The organism is Nocardia sp. NPDC055050, assembly GCF_053608345.1.
Map to the genome: position 1 here is coordinate 140,418 of NZ_JBSGVG010000002.1, position 21,411 is coordinate 161,828.

Here is a 21,411-nt window from a genome sequence, read left to right on the forward strand (position 1 = left end):
AAGTCGGACGAGATCGAGAAGCATGATCGGGTTTCCATATCTGTCGGCGGATCGTGTGGTGCGGCAGCGTCATCGGGGCTCCAGGCTGCGCAGCGTCGTCGTCACGTAGTCGGCGAGCACCGCGGTGCGCAGCGCTTTCGAGCCGCTCGTACTGGTGAGCAGGGCGTACAAGCCGATGAGGAAGAACACGGCGCTGTGGTACGACTCGACGACGAGTTGCGCTTCACCGCGCTCGGCGGCCTGTTCGATCTCCTGGGCGACCAAAGCGATCACGGAATGTTCTCGCCAGGTGTCGTCCAACGGTCTGGTCGGTGAGAAGTGCACGGCGAGTAGGTCTTTGAACAATTTGCTACCCAATCGCCGCTCCAGAGCCGCGACCAGCCGGACGACTTTCGCCAGCACTCCCGCGAGATCGTGCGGTGTCCGCAGGTACCGTCCGAGTTCCCCGGCGATGCGCTTCTCCTCGCGCTGTTCGAGTTCGAGCAGCACGTGCTCTTTGGTCGGGAAGTGGAAGTAGAAGGTTCCGCGTGCCACGCCCGCGTCCTCGACGATCGTGGCGATGTCGGCCTCCGCCGCGCCCGCTCTACCGAATTCCGCAACTGCCGCATCGAGCACTCGCTTCCGTGTGTGGAGACGTTGGGCCTGTCGCCCCTGAGGCTTGTCCTGGATTTCGCTCATGCGGCGAGCTAACTCCCGTCATTGACTCGCGTCAATCAGGCGCGCACAGAGCTCATGGGGTGATCACCAAATTCCTTCTCCCCCTTATCAATTCAGGAGAGAAGGTCGCTGATCTTCCTGCCGGTGACCCTGTCGGTAATACTGACATATGTCATTGAACCACGTCAACGAATTCGCGAACCGCGATCCACGGGACCCCGGCGGATCGAAGGCGGCGATCAGCATTTCCCCACGTCAGGCATACCGAAAGCTATACTGTAAATACCTCTTCGTTCGCGTCACGATCACAGCCTCCCTGCCCGCGAACGCTCGATCGACTCAGCCCCCGAGGACGTATTCATGGGTATCGCACTGACCGACGAACACCGCGCGCTGGCCGAGGTCACCAGGAAGTTCGCCACCGACCGCGCGGTGAGACAGGCGGCGCGCGAACTGCTCGACGCCGCGACAGAGGACCCGCCCGCGTTCTGGGCGCAACTGGCCGAGCTGGGATTGCTCGGTCTGCATGTGGACCCGGCGTACGGCGGTTCCGGATACGGGTTGCCCGAATCGGTGGTGGTCGTCGAGGAGTTGGGCCGTGCGATCGCACCAGGATTGTTCGTCTCGACCGTGATCACCTCGGCGGTGGTGGCAGCCGTTGGCAGTACCGAACAGCGCGAACGTTTCCTGCCCGGACTCGTCGACGGAACAGTCACCGCCGCAGTGGGCTTCGGCGGCGAGGTCACCATCGACAACCGGGGACGCGCGCACGGTCGCGCGGGAATCGTTCTCGGTGCCGGTTCCGCGGAACTGCTGCTGATCTGTGCCGGAGACGACGTGGTGATCCTGGAACGCGCTGCCGCGGGCATCTCGGTACAGACACCGTCGAATATGGATCCGACCCGACGGAGTGGACGCGTGGTCCTCCACGACGTCTCAGTCGAGCCGCACCAGGTTCTGGTCGGAGCACGCGCCGCCGCCATGGCGCGGGCGCGGCTGCTGTTCGCCGCCGAGGCGGCCGGCGGGGCAGGCGATTGTGTCGATGCCGCTGTCGGCTACGCCGCGATCCGCACGCAGTTCGGGCGACCCATCGCGACGTTCCAGGCAGTGAAGCACCATTGCGCGAACATGCTGGTGGAGGCGGAGTCCGCGGTCGCGACCGTCTGGGACGCCGCACGCGCGGCAGCCGACGATGAGCGTCAGTTCCAGCTGATGGCCGCGGCCGCCGCGACGATCGCGCTGCCCGCCTATGTCCACAACGCCGAACTGAACATTCAGGTGCACGGTGGAATCGGGTTCACCTGGGCCCACGACGCACACCTGCATCTGCGGCGGGCGGTGACGCTACGCGCCCTCATCGGTGGTGACGCGCCCGCCGCCGATGTCTTCGCCCTGACGTCGGCCGGGGTCGACCGCACCAGTACCGTCGACCTGCCCGCGGAAGCCGACCAGGTGCGCGCCGAGATCCGTGGGGATGTCGAGCGCATCGCCGCGATGGACGAATCGATCCGCCTGCCGGAGTTGATCGCCACCGGTTACGTCATGCCGCATTGGCCGAAGCCATGGGGCCGTTCGGCCACCGCGGTCGAGCAGGTGGTGATCGACGAGGAGTTCGCACGGGTCCGACTCAGGCGACCCGACTATTCGATCACCGGATGGGTCGTTCTGACCCTGATCCAGCACGGGACGCCGAGCCAGATCGACAGATTCGTCGACCGGGCGCTGCGCCAGGAGGAGGTGTGGTGCCAGTTGTTCTCCGAGCCGGACGCCGGTTCCGACGCGGCCGCCGTGAAAACCAAGGCGACGCGGGTCGACGGCGGCTGGCGAATCACGGGCCAGAAGGTGTGGACCAGCGGCGCGCACTACAGCCGGCGCGGTCTGGCCACCGTTCGCACCGACCCCGGCGTCGCCAAACACGCGGGCATCACCACGATGATCGTCGACATGACGGCTCCCGGCGTACAGGTGCGACCACTGCGCATGCTCCTGGGCAGCTCGGAATTCAACGAGGTGTTCTTCGATGAGGTCTTCGTGCCGGACGCCGACGTGGTCGGTGCCGTGAACGATGGTTGGGCCGTCGCGCGAGCGGCGCTGGGAAACGAGCGGGTCAGCATCGGCGGTGGCTCGGGCACCGGCAACGCAGACTCCGGCACGCTGCTGCGCCTGGTCGAGCGGCACCGATCGCGCTCGGCCGATGCCGACGTCCGCGTGGGCCGATACCTGGCGCAAGCCCACGCCCTGCGTCTGCTCAACCTGCGCCGTGCCGTCCGCAGCATCGAAGGAGCAGGCGCGGGCCCCGAGGGCAACATCACCAAACTGAAAGTGGCGCAACACTTCAGCGAGTACGCAGCCATCACAGCGATGCTGCTCGGCCCCGATATCGCACTGGCCGACGGTGACGCCGCCATGCCGGGGCTCATGTTGCTCGGCGCCCGAGCGATGAGCATCGCGGGCGGCACCTCCGAGGTGACCCGGAACCAGATCGCGGAACGCATTCTCGGAATGCCACGCGATCCGCTCCTGCGCTGACAGACATCTTCGTACCGTTGATCCAACACGCTGGCGATAGGGCAACGGTTTCACTTACGGGATAGATTGCGATGTGTCTTTCCACACCCCCGCTCTGATCGCGGACGTACGGAGCTGTAGCCGAGCCGGAACCCGCCCGAACAGCAGATGGCCGCCACCCCGCATTCGAAGTGGCGGCCATCGGCGACTGTCCATCGACAAGGATGGCGGCGAATCTACTTGGGCTGGAAACGCTGCCCGCCGTCGATACGCACGACTTCACCGTTGATATACGGATTCTCGAGCAGATGCTGTGCCAGCAACGCGTATTCGGCAGGTGCGCCGAGCCGCTTCGGGAACGGCACCGCCGCAGCGAATTTCGCGAGCTTCTCCTCGCCGAGGAAGTCCATGATCGGGGTGTGCATCGTTCCCGGAGCGATGCTGTTCACCCGGATGCCCACCGCACTGAGGTCGCGAGCGCCTGTCAGGGTCAGCGAGATCACGCCACCCTTGGCCGCCGCGTAGGCCGACTGACCGATCTGGCCCTCGTAGCCGGCGATGGAGCTGGTCATGACGATCGCGCCGCGCTCGCCGCTTTCCTTCGGTTCCAGCTTGGCGATCTTGGCCGCGGTGAGCCGGAGCACGTTGTAGGTACCCGTGAGGTACAGCCCGATCGTGTCGGTGAAGCCCTTCAACGTGTGCGGCGTGCCGTCCCGGTTGACGACCTTCTCGAGCACCCCGAAACCACCGTGGGCGATCACCGCGTAGCGCAGCGTGCCCAGTTCATCGGCCGCGGCGAAGGCTTCCTCGATCGTCGAATCGTCGAGCACGTCGGTGCGCACATAGACGGCCTTGTTGCCCAGTTCCTCGGCCAGCGCCTTGCCCTTGTCGTCGTTGACATCGGCGATGACAACGGCCGCGCCTTCGGCGTGCAACTTGCGCACCGTCGCGTCACCCAGGCCACCGGCACCACCGGTCACCAGAACTACTTCACCTTCGAACGACACTGCGTCTCCTTCACTTCATGGGTTGATGATGGGTGGGCGGCACGTCGGCCTAGGTGCCCGTCCAGTGGGGAGTTCGCTTCTCCGCGAACGCCTTCGCGCCTTCCTGCGCGTCCTTCGTCCCGAAGACCGGGGCGATGAGCTCGAGCTGCTTCTGCCACATCTCGGTGATGCTCCACTCGGCCGCCTTGACGATGACCTCCTTGGTCACCGCGACCGCGATCGGCCCGTTGGCGGTGATCCGGTCGGCCAGAGCCAGCGCCCGATCCAAGGCCTGTCCCGGTTCGGCCACCTCGTTGACCAAACCCCACGCGGCGGCGTCGTCTGCCGTGAAAGTGTCACCGGTCAGGACCAATTCGAGCGCCTTCTGGTACGGAATGCGCTGCGGCAGCCGCAACAGCGCACCGCCGCCCGCGACCAGACCGCGTTTGACTTCGGGAACCCCGAACCGCGCGGTTGTGGACGCGACGACCAGGTCCGTGGCCAGCACCAACTCGGTGCCGCCGGCCAGCGCGTAACCTTCGACGGCGGCGATGATGGGCTTGACCGGTGGCTTCTCGGTGAATCCGAGGCCGCGACCGGCGACGTAGGGGTACTCCCCCGCCGCGAATGCCTTCAGATCCATTCCGGCGCTGAAGTTTCCGCCGCTGCCGGTCAGCACCGCGACGGACAGCTCAGGGCTTTCGTCGAGCTCGTCGACGGCGTCGGCGAGTCCCTGACTGACGGCGAGATTGATCGCGTTGCGCGCGTCCGCCCGGTTGATCGTGATCACCAGCGTTCGCCCGCGCCGCTCCACTAGCACTGCGTCCGACACAGATATCTCCATTCTCTCGGTGAAAGCACTCAGACTTCGATGACGAGGGCGCCGCCCATGCCGCCACCCGCGCACATCGCGGTGACGCCGATGCCGCCGCCGCGACGGCGGAGCTCGTAGATCAGGGTCGCCACCTGGCGGGCGCCCGAAGCCGAAATCGGATGGCCGAGACTGCATCCGCTGCCGGAGAAGTTCACCCGCTCCTCGTCGATGTTGTGCGCGCGGCACGCGGCGATCGGCACCGAGGCGAACGCTTCGTTGATCTCCCACAGCGCCACGTCGCCGACGGTCAACCCGGCGCGGTCGAGCACCTTGCCGATCACGTTCACCGCGGCGATGCCGTTGTCCGCCGGTGTCACACCCACGTTCGCCCAGGCACGCACTGTCGCGAGAACCTCCAGGCCCGCACTCGCGGCGTAGTCGTCAGCGGTCACTGTCACGGCGGCGGCGGCGTCGTTGATGCCGCTGCTGTTGCCCGCCGTGATCGAGAACCCTTCGATTTCGGGATGCAGCACGGGCAGCGCCGCCAACCGCTCGGCGGTCGTCTCCCGGCGCGGATGCTCGTCGACGGCGAAATCGAGGACCGAGCCGTCGGGCTGGGCGACCTTCAACGGCAGGATCTCGTCGGTGAATCGGCCCTCGTCGATCGCGGCGATGGCGCGCTGATGCGACCGCAGTGCCCAGTCGTCCATTTCCTGACGGCTGATCCCGACCTTCTTCGCGGTGTTCCAACCGACGGTGATCGCCATGTCCATGGTGGGCGCGTCGGGAGTTTCCGGGTGCGACGGGGGAATCCACGGCTCCTTGAATTCGAGCTCGGGCCCCGACCCCGGCACCCGCCACTTCATCAGGGGAGCCGTCGACAGTGATTGCACGCCACCGGCCACGATCACCCGTTCCATCCCGACACCGATGTGCGCGGCCGCGTTCGCGATCGAGGTGAGACTGCCCGCGCAGTGCCGATTGACCGCTTGGCCTGGCACGTTCAGCATCCCCGCGGCCACGGCCGCGTGGCGGGCGAGGTCGCCGCCGCCGTAATTCAGTTCGGCGAGGATCACGTCGTCGATGTGGGTCGGGTCGATGCCCGAGCGGCGGACGGCCTCGGTGAGAATCTCGATGGCGAGCGTCTCCGAGGCCACATTCACGAGCGCGCCCTTGAACGATCGCGCGATCGCGGTTCGGACCGCACTGACGATGACTGGTTTGGGCATAGTTCTCAACCTCTGTGTTCCGGCCGCACCCCTCGGTGCGGTCTCGTGTGTATTCCGATGAATTTCGAGTCGTGTTCTGTGCGCACGGCGCCGGTATCGGCGGCCGGGTGAGGCACAGGTATTCGGTCAGTCGATGGTGAAACGGATCGGCAAATGCTTCAACCCACCCACAAACGTCGTCGCAGTCAACTCCGGCTCCCCCGCCAACTCGATCGACTTCAAACGCGGCAACAACTCCCCCAAGAACTTGCTGATCTCCATCCGCGCCAACCCCGCACCCAAACAAAAATGCACCCCGTAACCGAACGCCACATGCTTGTTCGGCACACGCCCGATATCGAACCGGAACGGATCATCGAAAACATCCTCGTCACGATTGGCCGAAGCGTAGGACAGCAACAACGAATCACCGGCCGGGATCGACACCCCGTTGACGACCGAATCCTCAGCAGCGGTACGCATGAACGCCTTCACCGGCGTCACCCACCGGATGATCTCTTCGACAGCGCCCGGCATCAGACCTGGATCAGCCCGCAACCGATCCAACTGATCGGGATGTTCGATCAGCGCCCGCACACCACCCGAGATACTGCTACTCGTCGTATCGTGGCCCGCGGTCGCGATAATCGCGTAATACGAAACAATGTCCACATCTGACAAAGGTTCGCCGTCGATCTTCGCGTTCGCGATCATCGATGCAAGGTCATCGGTCGGGTTCGCCCGCCGCGATTCGGTCAGCGCCTGGAAGAAGGTGAACATCTCGACCAACGCGTTCATCGCCTCATCCGGGGGCGTCGACCGCTTCAATTCGTCGTCGTCACTTCCGACCAATTCCTGAGTCAACTTCAACATCAACGGAAAATCGGACTCGGGTACCCCGAGCAACGACATGATCACATACAGCGGGAAATTCACCGCGATCTCGGACACGAAATCGCACTCACCACCGGTGTCTCGCATCCGATCCACGTATCGCTTCGCGAGCTCCTCGATCCGCTCACCCATCGCCTTCATCGCCTTGGGCGCGAACCACTCCGCCGCGATCGCCCGCACCACGCGGTGCTGCGGGTCGTCCATATGGATCAGCGTCCGAATCCCCACGGCGGCTTGCATCTCGTCGGACTCCGCCGTCATCAACACCGGACGCGGCCAGTTCGTGAACCGACGATTCGCCCGCTCCACCGCCATCACATCCGCGTGCTTGGTGATCGCCCAGAACGGTTTGTATCCCGCCACTTCCACGCGCGCGACCGGCTTGTCCGCCCGCAACGCGGCCAATGCGGCGTGTAAGCGCGACTCGTCGGCGTAGGCGGCAGGCTCGGCCAGAACGTTCGCGGCCTCATCAACGATCGGCATTCCTATCAGCACCTTTTCCGTTCCTCGGCCGGCATCCCGGCACTCGCCCCATCGCACACACAGAGCGTGCCGAGGACGTTGTCTCGCCCACAAGACTGATTTATAGTTACCCTTACTGTCAAGCTTTCTGTAACAGATGCCGTATCGGGCATCAGAATGGTGGAATCCATGGTCGCCCAGCAACGCAGGATCGTCGTCGTCGGAGCAGGGTCCGGCATCGGAGCGGCGACCGCGACGCACTTCCACGAGCGGGGAGACCACGTCCTCGCGGTCGACCTGCACGCGAACGACACTCCGGCCAGTCAGCACGAACAGTGCGATCTGCGCGACGCGGGCGAGATCGCGGCCCTGCTGGGGCGCATCGGGGCCGACTGGGACGCGCTGGCCTACGTCGCCGGTGTACCCGGCACCGCGCCCGCGGCCGATGTCCTCGGGGTGAACTACCTCGGCATGCGGCTGTTCACCACCGGCATGCTGGGGCTGTTGCGCCAGGGCGGCGCGATCGTCACCGTGGCCTCGGTCGCCGCCCTCGGCTGGGAGCAGCGAATCGGCGATCTCGCGGGCCTGCTGGCGGCGACCGACGCCGACGCCGTGGCGCGGTGGCAGGCGACGCAGGACCCCGCGTACCCCGTCTACAGCACGTCGAAGCAAGCGTCGATCATCTTCGCCAAGCGCCTGGCCCCGACCGCCTGGCAGAAGTTCGGCGTCCGGGTCAACTCCGTCAGCCCCGGCCCCACCGAGACGCCGATTCTCACCGACTTCGAAGCGTCGATGGGCAAGGAAGTGCTCGACTCGGTCAAGGCCACCATCGGCAGGCACGCCACCGTGGCCGACATCGTTCCCGTGATCGCGTTCCTCGCGGGACCTGAATCCGGCTGGGTCAACGCCCAGGACATTCACGTCGACGGCGGATTCGTGGCCCCGCTGACCGTCGGTCCGGCCATCGAACTCTGACCCGTTGCGCCCATACGGCACCACGTGCGGTGGTGCCGTATGGGCGGTGGGATCGCAAAATGTCGTGCCGAAACCTCGGACGCCACCACGAGATCGGTGCCGTCCGAGGTCGTTCGATCAGAGTTCGGTGACCTGTTCACGCGCCCAGCGATAGTCCGCTTTCCCGGCCGGGCTACGGCTGATCGCGGAACGGAAGACCACGGCCTTGGGCAGCTTGTAGCGGGCGAGCGACTGCGCCGCGTGGCCTACCAGCTCGTCGAAATCAGCGGTCGCCTCGGCCACGAGTTCCACCACCGCGACGACCTCTTGACCCCATCGCTCGTTCGGACGCCCGACCACCAGCACATCGGCGACCGCGGGATGGGAGACGATCGCCGACTCGACCTCCTCGGCGAAGATCTTCTCGCCGCCGGAGTTGATGGTGACGGCATCGCGACCGAGCAGTTCGATCGTCCCGTTCTCGAGGTGGCGCGCACGATCACCGGGAAGCACGAAGCGCACGCCGTCGATGACCGGGAACGTCGCCGCGGTCTTGGCCGCGTCGTCCTTGTAGCCGAGCGGAGTGAACTGACGCTTCGCGAGCCAGCCGAGCCCCTCGTGGCCGGCTTCCAGGACAGTGCTGAAATCCTCGGCGACAACCCTGGTGTCCAGGCCCGCCGAGAACGTTCCGGTCGAGACGAAGCCCGCCGCCGAGACATGATGCAACTGGGTTCCGGTTTCCGACGAGCCGACGCCGTCGAGCACCACCAAACCCGGCACCGCCTCGATCCACTGCTGCTTAAGCTGCGGAGTGAGCACCGCGCCACCGTTGGCGATTGCCGCCAGCGAGGAGACATCGGCGGTCTTCGATTCCACCGCGGCGAGCAGCGGCCTGGCCATGGCATCACCCACCACGATGGCGATCGCGACGCGTTCGCGCTCGATCGTCCGCACGATCTCCGCGCCATCGATCCGATCCACCACCGGCGAGAACACAATGGATTGACCGGTCGTCATGGCGGTGAGCACCGCCCACTGCGCCGCACCGTGGATCAGCGGCGGCAACAGCATGAGTTTGACGCCGGGGTTCGCCGCCGCCCGCGCGCCGATCTCCTCGTAGGAACTCACCTGCGTGCCGGTGTTGATGTCGCGCCCGCCGCAGGCCGCCATGTAGATGTCGTGCTGGCGCCACAGCACGCCCTTCGGCATCCCCGTGGTACCGCCGGTATAGAGCACGTAGAGATCATCCGGTGAGGGCGTCACCGGCGGGTCCACCGGTTCCGTTGCGGCGATGATCGTTTCGTAGTCGACAGCCCCGTCGAGCAGTTCGTTGCCGGAATCGTCGGCGATCTGGATGAGGACACGCAGATGCGGCAGATCGGACCGGATCTCGGCCACCCGCGGTGCGAAGGTCGCGTGGTAGACCAGCGCTGTGGCGCCGGCATCGGCCAGCAGGTGCTGGAGTTCGCTCTTGACGTAGCGGTAGTTCACATTGAATGGCGCCACGCGCGCGCGAAACGCCCCGATCAAACTCTCGACATACTCGTTGCCGTTGTAGGCGTAGATGCCGAGCAGGTCCTGACCGACCTCGTGGGGTTCGAGCTCGGCACGCTCGGTGTGACATCCCAGCCCCTGAGCATGCAGGTAAGCCGCGAGCCGCCGGGATCGTTCGGCCACTTGCGCGTACGTGTGCCGGTGGTCGCCCTGGATGATGATGTCCCGATCCGGGAGCGCCGCGGCGGCAGCGTCGGCGGCGCCGACAAGAGTCAATTGCGTCGAGTCGGACCCGGTCGCGGAAGGGGACAACGTAACTCCTCGATAATCGGTGGTGCGCTCACGCACGCCCGTAAGTTGTGGTGGAAGTAGTGGAGACGGCGTCTCAGCTGGTCGGCTCACGTCGAGGCAGGCGTCCACGCACTCGACGTCCCGCACGCCAGCGCGCGGCCCGCAACGCCAGATCGATGAATTTCGCCGTCCGCGGATCGAAGGGCGGCGCCGCTCTGCCGGTGATGGCGAAAGGGAGATCGGTCCCCGCCACCGTGCGCAGGTGACTGAACGTGTCGAAGCCGGTCTTCCCGTGATAGGCGCCCATCCCGCTGTGCCCGACACCGCCGAAAGGCGCGTTCTCGGAGAACATGTGGATCGCGAATTCGTTGCGCGCGATCCCGCCGCTGCGGGTGCCGTCGACGAAATTGCGGAAATCCTTGCGGTCCGGACCGAACCAGTAGGCGACCAACGGCGAAGGCCGCGCGTTGACGTAGTCGATCACGTCGTCGAGATCGGTGTAGGGCCGAATCGACAGGACCGGACCGAAGATCTCTTCGGTAGCGATGCGCATGTCGTCGTCGACGTCACGGATCAGCGTGGGCGCGATCTTCCGCGCGACCGGATCGGGCAACTCCTCGCCCGCCGGTGCGAGTGATTCCACCCTGGCCCCCCGAGCTCGGGCATCGTCGACGAGGGCGAGCACCCGGTCGTAGTTGGCGGTGTCGACCGAGGCCGTGTAGTCGTCGTTGTCCAGGATCGACGGGAACATGGCGCGCAATTCGGTGCGCAAGCTGTCGACGAATCGCTCGATCCGGCTCGCCGGAACGAAAACATAGTCGGGACAGACACAGACCTGGCCGCCATTGACCATTCTGGCGCGTGCGATCCGGTTCGCGGCACGGTCGATATCAGCGTCGGGCCCGACCACGATGGGATTCTTGCCGCCGAGTTCGAGCGTTACCGGGACCAGATTCTCGGCGGCGGCGCGCTGCACGAGGCGACCGACTCCGGTCGACCCGGTGAAGAAGAGGTGGTCCAGCGGCAGCCGGGTGAAAGCCGCGCCGATGTCGGGCCCGCCGGTCACCACCGCGAGTTCGTCCTGGTGGAAATAGCGCCCAGCCAGCGAGCGGGTCAGTTCGGCGGTGTGCGCGGTGATCTCCGACATCTTGATCATCACGCGGTTGCCCGCGGCGAACGCCGAAGCCGCGGGCACCACGACCAGTTGCAGCGGGAAGTTCCACGGGCCGACGATGCCGACCACCCCGAGGGGCGAGGGATGGATTTCGGTGCGAATGCCGTACAGCCGGGCGAGGCGGTTCGGCCGGATCGGACGCATCCATCGCTCGGTCTGTGATCGGGTGTGCTCGAAAGCGGTGAGCATCCCCATGATCTCGGCGAACAGCATCCCGGTCCGCGATCGCGTCCCGAAATCGCGGGACATCGCCTCGACGAAGTCGTCGATATTGTCCAGGACCATGGCCAGCAGCCGGTCGATCCGGTCGCGCCGCACGGCCGCCGATGCCGGGCCCTCACGCAGGAATGACTGGCGTTGTCGTTCCAGGATCGCGACCAGCTCATCCGGGTCTGTCGTTTCACCGGTTCGACCGGCTTCACTCAACCCGACAACCTGTGACATCCGCGCCTCCGCACTCACATCGAACCCGCTGTCGCACACACAGATAAACGGACAACAGATATCGTTCCAGTAATACCAACTGTAACAGCGACACTCCCGCCCGCACAGTGTTTGCGCGGGCTGGGCGTGACCAGCGCGGAGGTCAGGGCAGCGCCACCCGGCTCGCGAGCCAGCGACCATCGACGAGCTCCATCGTCATCATCACCCGGCTGCGGTCCACGCGAGGATCGGGCGAGGCCGTGTTGGTCACCGTCTGGTCGACGAACAGGATCGCCTCGACCTTTGTCGGCGTCGCCGACTTCACCGCCGCATCGAGCACCGTCCCCTTGCCGGTCGCCTTGTTCTCCAGCAGCAGCTGACGCAACTGCCCGCTCGACCGCGTATAGGTGTCCTTGAACTCCCCCGTCGACCCGTCGAGCACCGCGGTGAAATCACGGTCGAGGTTGCCGGAGTCGACGCTGGTCAAGGTCACCGCGTACGCCCGCGCGGCGTCGAGTCCGGCCGCGGCCGCGGCGTCGGTGTCGTTGTCCTGCTTCAGCTTCCAGCCGAGGATCGCCGCGGTGACCACGGCCACCACCGCCACCAGCACGAGCAGCGGGATGCGGATCTTCTTCCAGATCACGGTCGCGATCATCCGACGGATCGCCCACTTGGACGGCATCACGAATTCGGGTTCGGCGGCCGGGGTCGTCGCGTTCGCGGCAGGGTCCGCGGCCTGGTCGGCGGACTGCGCCTGACTCGTCTCCACGGGGACGTCGGTGGTCGGCTCGTCAGCGGTCGGGTTATCGGTGGAGTCGGTCTTCTGGTTCATCTCGGATTCCTCATCGGGGTGGAGCGGGAACCGTCTGGCCGGACTCGGCCAACGGCAACGGCAGGGGCAACGACCAGGGGCCGATCGGCGTGGGGTCGGCGGTGCGATCGGCCGACTCGCCCGCGGGCGGACGGCCGGGCAGGCGTTCTCCCGGCGGGCGCGGCGCGTTGTCCGCGCCGCGGACCAGGATCGACGGATTGCCGTCTGGGCAGTAGGTATAGAGATACGGTTCGGAATAGTCACCGACCGACGGCGGCTTGCGCGGCAGGTCGTAGACGCAGGTGTAGCGCGGATAGAGGCTGACCAGCCCCCAGAATCCGCCGTCGTGCATCACCGTCGCCAATGCGTCGAGGGCCGATCCGGCACGCTGAGTCGGGAAGAAGAACTCCCGCATGGCCGGTACCCGGGTGTTCGTCACCTGAGCCACCGTCGAGAGGTTGGTCAACAGACCGACCATCGCGGCGGAATTGTCCGCCAGCACGGTGTCCAAGGCGGTGAGCGTCCCCGGCGCCGCGTCGAGGAACTCCGGGAAACCGCCGGTCTTCACCTCGACGCCACGCATGAAGTGCGCGGCGTCGGCGGAGAACCGTTGCAGCCCTGTCGATCCACGGCCCAGGGTCGAGAGCACGGTCTTGCTGTCGTGTATCAGCGCGACGGTCTGCGGGAGCACCGAATCCAGCGTCGACACCAGAAAGATCCCGCCGTCGAGGAGGTCGGTGAGCTTGCGCGGTCCCTCCGGCCCGACACCGAGCTCCGCGACCACGGCGGCGAGCTGGGCCGGATCCACTTGCGCCAAGCTCGAATCGAGCGTGCCGAGCATCTGCCACAGCGGTGTGGGCGTGGAGGTCTTGTCCGCGGAGATCTCCGCGCCGTCGCTCAGATACGGTCCGGTCGAGCGCGTGGGCCGGAAGTCGAGGAACTGCTCGCCGGCCGTGGACAAACTCGTCACGTCGACCGTGCCGTCGTCGGGCACCCGGACATCGGCGTCGATGCCGGCCACCGCGACCACGCCGCCCGGTTCGAACTCGACCGACCGGACTTCACCGATCGGCACACCGCGCAAGGTGACGTCCTGGCCGGGCAACAGTCCACCGGACTGGGTCAGATGCACCCGCACCGCGATCGTCGAGGCCGAGGGATCGAAGCCGAGCGCACCGAACACCAGATACGTCGCACCGGCGACCGCGACCATGGCCAACGCCACCGCGGAGAGCGCGAGTCGGTAGGGATGTCCCCCGCGCACCCCACCGACCAGCAGTCGCGCGGGCAGATCCGCTACCGTCGAGCCGAGTGCGGCGAGCCCGCCGACGGCGCTCATCGGCCGGGTCCGAGGACGCGCTCGCGCAGTGCGAGCAGGGTGTAGGTGAGCGAACCGACCAGTGCCTGCCAATCGCTCGCGTCGGGTATCCGGTTGCCGGGATCGGCCTGGTGGCCGGGGTCGGCGAGCGCCCCGATCGCGAAGTCCTGCAGGTCGACATCGCCGTGCGCCGAGGTTCCGCTGGAGAGCCTGATGATGGTCGGCAGCATGGCGTTCATCGCGGCCAGGCTCGCGTTCGGATTCAGGATGGCGTCGTTGAGCCCCGCGGAGATCTGGTCGAGATTCGCGATCAGCCCGCCGATCTCACCACCGCGAAGAACCGGGAACTTCGCCAGTTGAGCGCTGACATCGTCGACCTGCCGCACGAGTGCTAGCGCCTGCTGCGCGTTCGCCTCGATGACGGTGGACGCGGGACCCGCGGCACTGATGAACTCGTCGATCACAGTGCGGTGCGTGGCCAATTCGCTGACCAGCCGATTTGTTTCGGTCAGCGCGAGCCGGATGTCGTCGGAACGGGCGGCCAGGGCCGTGACCAGCTGGGTGGACTGATCCAGCAGCCCACCGAGGTTGTCGCCTCGATCGCCGACCGCGCGCCCGAGTCCGTTCACGACGCTGGTCAGATTGCGGATGGCACCGCCGTTGACCAGCAGCGAGGCCGTGGTCAGCAATTCTTCGACGGTCGCCGCGGCCGAGGTCTCCGGCAACGCGATGGTATCTCCGTCGCGCAGCGCGGCGGTCGAGGGTGTGGCATCGATCGGTGCGTCGAGCGCCACGTAGACATCGCCGAGCGGGGTCGCGGTGCGCAGCTGCGCCCGAGTGCCGACCGGCAGTTCGACATCGGCCCGAATACGCAGCGCCACCTTGGCTTTGTAGTCGGCGACAGACATCTCGGCTACCTCGCCGACGTCGGCGCCCGCCAGCCGGACCTTCGCCTTCGCCGGCAGGTTCAGCGCGTTCGCGAACGTCGCGTTGATCGTGTAGCCGGACTCGCCCGACCCGGGTGCCGACAGTGGCAAGTCGTCGAGCCCGACGCCACATCCGGTGGTCACCGTGACCACGGCGAGCGCCAGTGCCGCCGTCGTCAGCACGGAATTCCTGGTTCTCATCGAGGCAACCTACTCATCGCTTCCAACATGTCGGTGATACCGAAATCGGGTCCGAAATCCTGCAGAGTTCCTGTGCTGCAACCCAGTTGGCGCAGCCCGAGGATGTTGCACACCTCTTTGACCATCTGCCCGTCGAAGGCGACCCGGTCGAGGAGCGCGTGGATGCGCGCACCGCCTGCCTCCTGATCGACCGCGTTGTAGCCGTTGGCCAGCAACATCGGCGTCAGGTCGAGGAATTCGGCCAACTGGTCGCGATAGTCGGCGAGCGCCTTGACAACGGTTCCCGTGTCGGCGACCGCGTGGCGCAACGGCTCCCGATTGGCCATCAGCAGATCGTCGGCTTGCCGCATCACCGCGGTGATCTGCGCGCCGGTAGCTCCCGATCCGATCTCGAGCTGGGTCAACATCTCACCCAATTGCCCCGAGGCCGCGCCGAATTCACGGATGGTCTGATCACCGTCGGCGGCCGCCGCGACCAGTACCGACAGCTCCTGCGTGATCTGGGTGACCGAGTCTCGGGTCCCCGCTCCCGCGTCATCGCCCAGGCGCAGCGCCCGCGACAACTCGTCCATGGTCGCGCGCATCTGCTGCCCGTTGCCGCTGGTCGCCGACGAGGCGACGGCGAGTATCCGTGCGATCGGACCGTCACCGGGTTGCTCGCCGCCCAGCTCACCGGACAGGCCGTCGGCCATGGCCAGCAACCGATCCACCCCTACCGGCGTTCTGGTGCGCTCCAATCCGAGTGTCGTCCCGTCGCGCAGCGTCTCCCCGCCCCGGTACACGGGGCTGAACTCCACGTGCCGGTCGGTCAGGACCGAGGTCGATACCGTCACCGCCATCGCGTCCGCGGGGATCTTCGCTTCGCCGTCCACCCGCATGGTCACCTCGACGTAGGCTCCTCGCGGCACGATCGTGGTGACCTCACCGACCGGCATCCCGAGTATCGCGACCGTGTTGTCGACGTATAGTCCTGCGGCACTGTCGAAATGGGCCACCACCGTGATGTCGTCGGGTCCGCTTCGCATCGGCGCGCTCGCGCAACCGACGAACCCGAGAACTGCGAGCACCGTGACGACCCGCACCAGCTTCATCAGTGTTCTCATCGACAATCTCCGAAATACTGTGGCAACTGGCCCAATTCGGCGTGCCCGCTCAGGGCGCACATCCACGAGTCGACGAGCACACCGCCGGGCGCGTTGAAGTCCACCGAGTTTCCGTTGCCGGAGGCGTTGGTCAGGTTGCGGACCGCGACGGGCAGGATCTGCAAGGTATTGCGCAGCAGGTCGTCGTGGCGGGCGAGGCTGCCGAGCAGCCCGTTGAGTCCGGTGAGTAGTTGGTCGATATCCGCCCGGTCATCGACGACGATGCCGCGGACCTGCTCGACCAGTCGAGTCGTCGCCGACATCAGCAACTCGATCGCTTGCCGCCGGGAAGCTATGTCGGTCAACAGGTCTCGACCCATACCGACGATCACTTCGACATCGGACTGCTGGCTGTTGACCATGGCGGTCAACTCACGCACCCCGGTCAGCAAGGAACCCAATTCGTTCCGGCGGCTGCCCAGAATGCTCGACAACGTCCTGATATTGGTCAGCACGCCGGGAAGGACGGCCGGCACGCCGTCGAGCTGCGTGGCCAGGGTGTCGAGGGAGCGGCTGATCTGCGCGGCGTCGACCTGTTCGAACGTGGTGGTGGCGTTCTCCAGCGACTGTTGCAGATCGTAGGGAACAGCGGTGTGCGACAGCATGATCCGACGATCACGCAGCTCGCCGGGACCGGCCGGGCGCACCTCGACATAGCGGGCGCCGAGCAGCGTGGTCAGTTTGATCGCGGCGGTGGTCTCCGTGCCGAGCGGTACGTCGCCGGCGATCCGCATCCGCACCACGACGCGGTCACCCACCAGCGTCTGGCCGGTCACCGCACCGACCTGGACGCCGGCGACCGTGACGCTGTCACCGACGCGCAGCCCGGCTGCCTGGGCGAACTCGGCGTCGTAGCTGCGCTCGCCGACACCGAGGGTGTTCCAGCCCAGCGCGCACGCCAGCAACACGACCAGTACGGCCAGCGCCACGAGCCCCAGCGCGCGCGGGCTCTGTTCTTCGATCGGGCGGGCGTACGAGGCGCTCAGCCGCCGAATTCGAGTCGATAGTGTCATGAATTGCCTCACCTACAGATCGGCGATTGCTGAACGGTTCCGGCCGGGGTGGCCATTCTGACGATCGCCGGGATCAATTCCGAGAGCGCCGGGATCGCGGTGAAGCCGAGATTGCAGAGGTAGACGTTGAGGTTCGCGCCTTCCTGGCTGACGCGGGCGATGCCCTTCAACAGCGCGGGCAGGTTGAATCCCAGGTAGGCGAACTGATCCTTGTTCTGCTCGAAATGCCGGGTGAAACCAGGTTCCCGGTTCATCAGTCGCTCGAGCGCGGGCCGGTCCTCGGCGACGACGGTCGCCATCCGGTCCGCGACTCCCGAGACCTCGGTCAACGTCGTCATCAGTTCGTCACGGTGACGCGCCAGCCCCTCGACGATGGTCCGGGTTCGGCTCAGCAAGGTGCTGAGTTCGGCCCGTCGGCCCGCCAGGTTCTGCACGACCTGGTTGAGATTGGTGATGACCGCGCCGAGCACCTGGTCCGGACCGGCCAAAGACTGTGCCAGCGTGGACATCTGCTCGATCAGCCGGGTCAGCGAGCCGACGTCGCCCTGCAACGCTTGCACGAGTGCGGCGGTGACATTGTCGACCTGCTGGGGATCGAGACCGCTGAACAGTGGTTCGAATCCGTTGAGCAGCGCCGAGAGGTCGAAGGACGGCTCGGTACGCTCCACCGGGATCTCCCCGTCGCTCGCGAGGACGGAGTCCACGCGGTTGTCGCCACGGGACAAACCGAGGTAGCGCTGTCCGATGACGTTCTGATAGGTGATGGCGGCCACGGTGTCGCCGTAGAGGTGCTGGGCATCTTGAACCCGAAACCGAACCCGGGCTCGGGTACCGGCGAGTTCTACCGCGTCGACACGTCCGACGCGTACCCCGGCCATCCGCACGTCGTCGCCGACCCGCAATCCGGTGGCATCGGTGAAGATCGCCGAATACGGCTTCGTCGAGCCGTCGATGCCGCGATTCAGGGTTACGAAGGTCATCGAGATGAGGGCGAACGCCACGACGAGAAAGATGCTGAGTCCGGCCACCGAACGACGATGCTGGTTCATCGTGGGGCACCTCCTGTTCCGGGGACACCGGTGGTGAGTAGTTGGGCCAGCACCTGTTCCGCGCTGTTGGCACCGCCCGCGAGCACCCGGCCGATGAGGTCTTGCATCTGCGGGGTCAGCACAGGTTTCGGCATGGTGCGGGGATCGAGCGACGCGGGCAGCGGCTCGGCCGAGGTCGTCAGCGGCGCTGTCGCGCAGCTCGGGCCGGCGAGATCGCCGTAGCGGGGGCAGTCCGCCCGCGTGTACGCCGTGTCGGGGGTCAGCCTGATCTGGAATTTGCCGGTCCCGTTCTTGGTCTCCTCGTTCCAGAATTCGGCGAACCACACGTCCGACAAGTTCTTGATGCTGCCCACGATGGGACCGAAGTTCGAACTGCCCGCGGCGAAGACATCCAGGACCGGAGTGAGCTGATCGGTGGCCGTCACCATCTCCTCGACGTGGCGGTCCAATCCGCCGCCGACGGTCGACAACGTGGCGGTGCCCGCCGTGAGCAGGTTGCGCAGCTCGGCCTCCTGCTCGACGACCGCACGCATGGGGACGACCGCGGAATGCAGGGCATCGAGGAGATCCGGTGCCGCCGAGGCCAAACCCTGCACCGATTCGGTGAGCGCGCCCATCGTGGACGGCTCACCCGGCGGCGCGATCTGGGCGGCGAGCTCCCTGGTGATGTGATCGAGCTGGGCACCGGCGCGCACGAGGTCGGCGCCGCGCCGGTCGGTGGCCTTGGCGACGGCGGCGAGCACGCCCACCGTGTCGCTCGTACTGATCCGCGCCGTCGCCGCCACGATGGTTCGCAGCTTGGTCAATGCTGTCTGCAATTGCACCGTCGACAAACTCGTGTCCTGCTGGATCTGCGCACCAGCCCGCAGCGGTCGTCCAGGACCGTTGTCGACCAGCTGTACCGAGGACACCGCGAAGATGTTGCTGGGGACAACCCGCGCGGTCACCGAGTCCGGAATGCTCACCAGCAGACGAGGTTCCAGCTCGAGTCGGGCCCGATTGCGGCCGCCGTCGATCGATGGCGTCACTTCGGTGACAGTCCCCACCAGCACACCGCGGAACTTCACGTCCGAGTTGGGCGGCAGGCCGTCACCCACCTGTTCGAGCAGGGCAGTGACCTCGGCCTTCTCTTCGAAGGACCCGGTCGACTTCATGTACACGACGGTGAGCCCACCGACGATCAGCGCGAACGCGACCAATCCCCGCAAGAACAGAGACAATTTCGACGGACCGCGTCCGTCCTTGTCGAACAAGACCGACATCTCACCCTCCCAGCCGCGCGCTGGCCCCGATGCCCCACAGAGCGATGGTCAGCATGAGATTGACGACGATCATCACCGAGATCGCCGCGCGCATGGCACGGCCGGCCGCGATGCCCACTCCCTGTGGCCCGCCCGCGGCGTAGTACCCGTAGTAGCACTGGATCGTGGTGGTGAGCAGCACGAAGACAATCGCTTTGCCGAGCGAGTAGACGATGTCGGGCCCGTTCAAGACGAGCTGGAAGTAGTGACGATAGGTCCCGATCGACAGCCCACCCGACATACCGACCACCATCTCGACAGCCACATAGTTGGCCGCCAAACAGAGCAGATACAGCGGCACGATCGCTACTACGGAGGCCAAGAGCTTGGTGCTGACGAGATAGGGAATGGATCGGATCGCCATCGACTCCATGGCGTCGATCTCCTCGGAGATACCCATCGAGCCCAGCTGTGCGGTGAACCGGCAACCTGCCTGCGCCGCGAAGGCCAGTGAGGCCATGATCGGCGCCAACTCGCGCGTCGAGGCCGTCGAGGCGACCAAGCCGATCGCGGGCTCCATACCGAGCAGATGCAAGGCGTTGTAGCCTTCGAGCCCGATAATTGCGCCACCGGCCGCGCCCAGGATGATGATGACCCCCGCGGTTCCGCCGCCGACGACGATCGATCCATTTCCCCATGCGATGTCGGACAGAGTCCGCATGAACTCGACTCGATAATTGCGGAGCATCACCGGAATCGACCCGGCGGCACGCACGAAGAAGGTGAGCATGTGCCCCAGGCGCATGAATACGACGCCGAATTTCTTCGCATATGTCGTCACCGATCTGGTGCCGAATGGGTAATAGGTGGATGCCATTACAAGCCCTGCCTGGGAAACAACATCATGAACAGCTGCGTGAACAACACATTAACGATCATGAGCAACAGGATCGAGGAAACAACCGTTGAATTCACCGAGTTCGCGACACCGGCGGATCCACCCTTGGTCGTAAGACCCTTATGACAGGCGACCACCGCGACTATCGCGCCGTAGACCACCGCTTTTACCAGAGTCAAGACCAGATCCCCCACCGTGGCGAACGAGGCGAACGTCGCTACGAAACTCCCGGGCGCACCGCCCTGCGCGAAGACATTGAAGGCATAGCCCGCCACGAAACCGACGAAGCACACCACCCCGGTCAGCGAGACGCCGATGACGATCGCCGCCAGAAACCGCGGAACCACCATGCGCCGGATCACCGAGACGCCCATGATCTCCATGGCGTCCAGTTCCTCCCGGATCTTCCGAGATCCCAGGTCAGCGCAGATGGCCGACCCGACGGCCGCGGCCATCAGCAGCGCCGCCACCATCGGGGCGCCCTGCCGGATGACCGCCAAGCCGCTGGCGGCCCCCGCCAGGGAGGTCGCACCGACCTGACCGGCCAGCAGTCCGAACTGAATGGAGAGCGTGACCCCGATCGGCAGGGCGACAAAGATTGTCGGCAAGACGGCCGCCGAAGCCATGAAGGCCCCCTGCGCCAGGGTTTCCCGCACAGCCAACTTCCCCGTGAAGAGGTCGACCAGCAGATATTGCACCGTACGTACACCGAGGACGAATTGGCCACCGACAGTGCCGATGGCAACACCGGGATGCCGGTCGAGATATCCGCGGAACCATGCGGCGACCTCTCTGCTCGCCGGCATGACAGACCGCTCCGAGCTCACCGCTCGCCTTTCACGGCGCTTGCCTGCTGCCGGATCAAATCCGTTTACCATCGGTTCGCGCGTCTCCATCCGGGTAACACCGCCCAATTGCCATTCCCGAGTGTGCGTGACGTCACACGG

The 21,411-nt window shown here is 66.0% G+C and carries 18 protein-coding genes; 2 read left to right on the top strand and 16 right to left on the bottom strand.

The annotated features are described in order from the left end of the window. Positions 1–69: 69 nt before the first annotated feature. Entirely contained in the window at positions 70–678 is a 609-nt protein-coding gene (locus ACWGCN_RS03190; protein ID WP_378992905.1) for a TetR/AcrR family transcriptional regulator, read from the bottom strand. A gap of 339 nt (positions 679–1,017) precedes the next feature. On the opposite strand from ACWGCN_RS03190, the gene ACWGCN_RS03195 reads away from it, so the two are divergent. Next, entirely contained in the window at positions 1,018–3,186 is a 2,169-nt protein-coding gene (locus tag ACWGCN_RS03195; protein ID WP_452460197.1) for an acyl-CoA dehydrogenase, read from the top strand. 215 nt (positions 3,187–3,401) lie between these two features. Here ACWGCN_RS03195 and ACWGCN_RS03200 read toward each other — a convergent pair whose 3' ends face one another. The 4 genes from ACWGCN_RS03200 to ACWGCN_RS03215 all read right to left on the bottom strand — a co-directional run bounded on the left by ACWGCN_RS03200 (position 3,402) and on the right by ACWGCN_RS03215 (position 7,550). After that, positions 3,402–4,172 carry an SDR family oxidoreductase gene (locus ACWGCN_RS03200; protein WP_378992903.1) on the bottom strand — a complete coding sequence of 257 codons (771 nt, stop codon included), beginning with the start codon at positions 4,170–4,172 and terminating at the stop codon, positions 3,402–3,404. Between the two features lie 49 nt (positions 4,173–4,221). Further along, complete coding sequence (locus tag ACWGCN_RS03205; RefSeq protein ID WP_452460196.1) at positions 4,222–4,983, bottom strand: crotonase/enoyl-CoA hydratase family protein; 762 nt, start codon at positions 4,981–4,983, stop codon at positions 4,222–4,224. A gap of 29 nt (positions 4,984–5,012) precedes the next feature. Next, positions 5,013–6,194: a thiolase family protein gene (locus ACWGCN_RS03210; RefSeq protein ID WP_449960348.1), complete on the bottom strand. Its 1,182-nt coding sequence runs from the start codon at positions 6,192–6,194 to the stop codon at positions 5,013–5,015. A 126-nt stretch (positions 6,195–6,320) separates the two neighbouring features. Further along, on the bottom strand, positions 6,321–7,550 hold the full coding sequence (locus tag ACWGCN_RS03215) for a cytochrome P450 (RefSeq protein ID WP_452460200.1): 1,230 nt from the start codon (positions 7,548–7,550) through the stop codon (positions 6,321–6,323). Positions 7,551–7,718: 168 nt separating this feature from the next. On the opposite strand from ACWGCN_RS03215, the gene ACWGCN_RS03220 reads away from it, so the two are divergent. Then, positions 7,719–8,504 carry an SDR family oxidoreductase gene (locus tag ACWGCN_RS03220; protein ID WP_379314567.1) on the top strand — a complete coding sequence of 262 codons (786 nt, stop codon included), beginning with the start codon at positions 7,719–7,721 and terminating at the stop codon, positions 8,502–8,504. A 117-nt stretch (positions 8,505–8,621) separates the two neighbouring features. On the opposite strand, the gene ACWGCN_RS03225 is transcribed toward ACWGCN_RS03220, so the two are convergent. The 11 genes from ACWGCN_RS03225 to ACWGCN_RS03275 form a co-directional block, all read right to left on the bottom strand. Beyond that, positions 8,622–10,289 carry an acyl-CoA synthetase gene (locus ACWGCN_RS03225; RefSeq protein WP_452458024.1) on the bottom strand — a complete coding sequence of 556 codons (1,668 nt, stop codon included), beginning with the start codon at positions 10,287–10,289 and terminating at the stop codon, positions 8,622–8,624. Positions 10,290–10,362: 73 nt separating this feature from the next. Further along, positions 10,363–11,886: a coniferyl aldehyde dehydrogenase gene (locus tag ACWGCN_RS03230; RefSeq protein WP_452458025.1), complete on the bottom strand. Its 1,524-nt coding sequence runs from the start codon at positions 11,884–11,886 to the stop codon at positions 10,363–10,365. A gap of 142 nt (positions 11,887–12,028) precedes the next feature. Further along, entirely contained in the window at positions 12,029–12,697 is a 669-nt protein-coding gene (locus ACWGCN_RS03235; protein WP_378992893.1) for a hypothetical protein, read from the bottom strand. Between the two features lie 10 nt (positions 12,698–12,707). Beyond that, a complete protein-coding gene (locus tag ACWGCN_RS03240) occupies positions 12,708–14,015 on the bottom strand; it encodes an MlaD family protein (protein ID WP_452458026.1) in 1,308 nt (435 codons plus the stop codon). After that, positions 14,012–15,121, bottom strand: coding sequence for an MlaD family protein (locus ACWGCN_RS03245; RefSeq protein WP_452458027.1), 1,110 nt, complete (start codon positions 15,119–15,121; stop codon positions 14,012–14,014). Before ACWGCN_RS03245 ends, ACWGCN_RS03240 begins: the two co-directional genes overlap by 4 nt. Then, on the bottom strand, positions 15,118–16,224 hold the full coding sequence (locus tag ACWGCN_RS03250; protein ID WP_387446674.1) for an MCE family protein: 1,107 nt from the start codon (positions 16,222–16,224) through the stop codon (positions 15,118–15,120). Before ACWGCN_RS03250 ends, ACWGCN_RS03245 begins: the two co-directional genes overlap by 4 nt. Then, a complete protein-coding gene (locus ACWGCN_RS03255; RefSeq protein ID WP_452458028.1) occupies positions 16,221–17,276 on the bottom strand; it encodes an MCE family protein in 1,056 nt (351 codons plus the stop codon). The genes ACWGCN_RS03250 and ACWGCN_RS03255 overlap by 4 nt, the downstream gene beginning before the upstream one ends. 8 nt (positions 17,277–17,284) lie before the next feature. After that, positions 17,285–18,325, bottom strand: a complete 1,041-nt coding sequence (locus tag ACWGCN_RS03260) for an MCE family protein (protein ID WP_387446671.1) — start codon at positions 18,323–18,325, stop codon at positions 17,285–17,287. Next, complete coding sequence (locus ACWGCN_RS03265) at positions 18,322–19,587, bottom strand: MlaD family protein (RefSeq protein ID WP_449960327.1); 1,266 nt, start codon at positions 19,585–19,587, stop codon at positions 18,322–18,324. The genes ACWGCN_RS03260 and ACWGCN_RS03265 overlap by 4 nt, the downstream gene beginning before the upstream one ends. Before the next feature lies 1 nt (position 19,588). After that, positions 19,589–20,443 carry an ABC transporter permease gene (locus ACWGCN_RS03270; RefSeq protein WP_378992883.1) on the bottom strand — a complete coding sequence of 285 codons (855 nt, stop codon included), beginning with the start codon at positions 20,441–20,443 and terminating at the stop codon, positions 19,589–19,591. Further along, on the bottom strand, positions 20,443–21,270 hold the full coding sequence (locus tag ACWGCN_RS03275; protein WP_378993011.1) for an MlaE family ABC transporter permease: 828 nt from the start codon (positions 21,268–21,270) through the stop codon (positions 20,443–20,445). Before ACWGCN_RS03275 ends, ACWGCN_RS03270 begins: the two co-directional genes overlap by 1 nt. Positions 21,271–21,411: the final 141 nt, after the last annotated feature.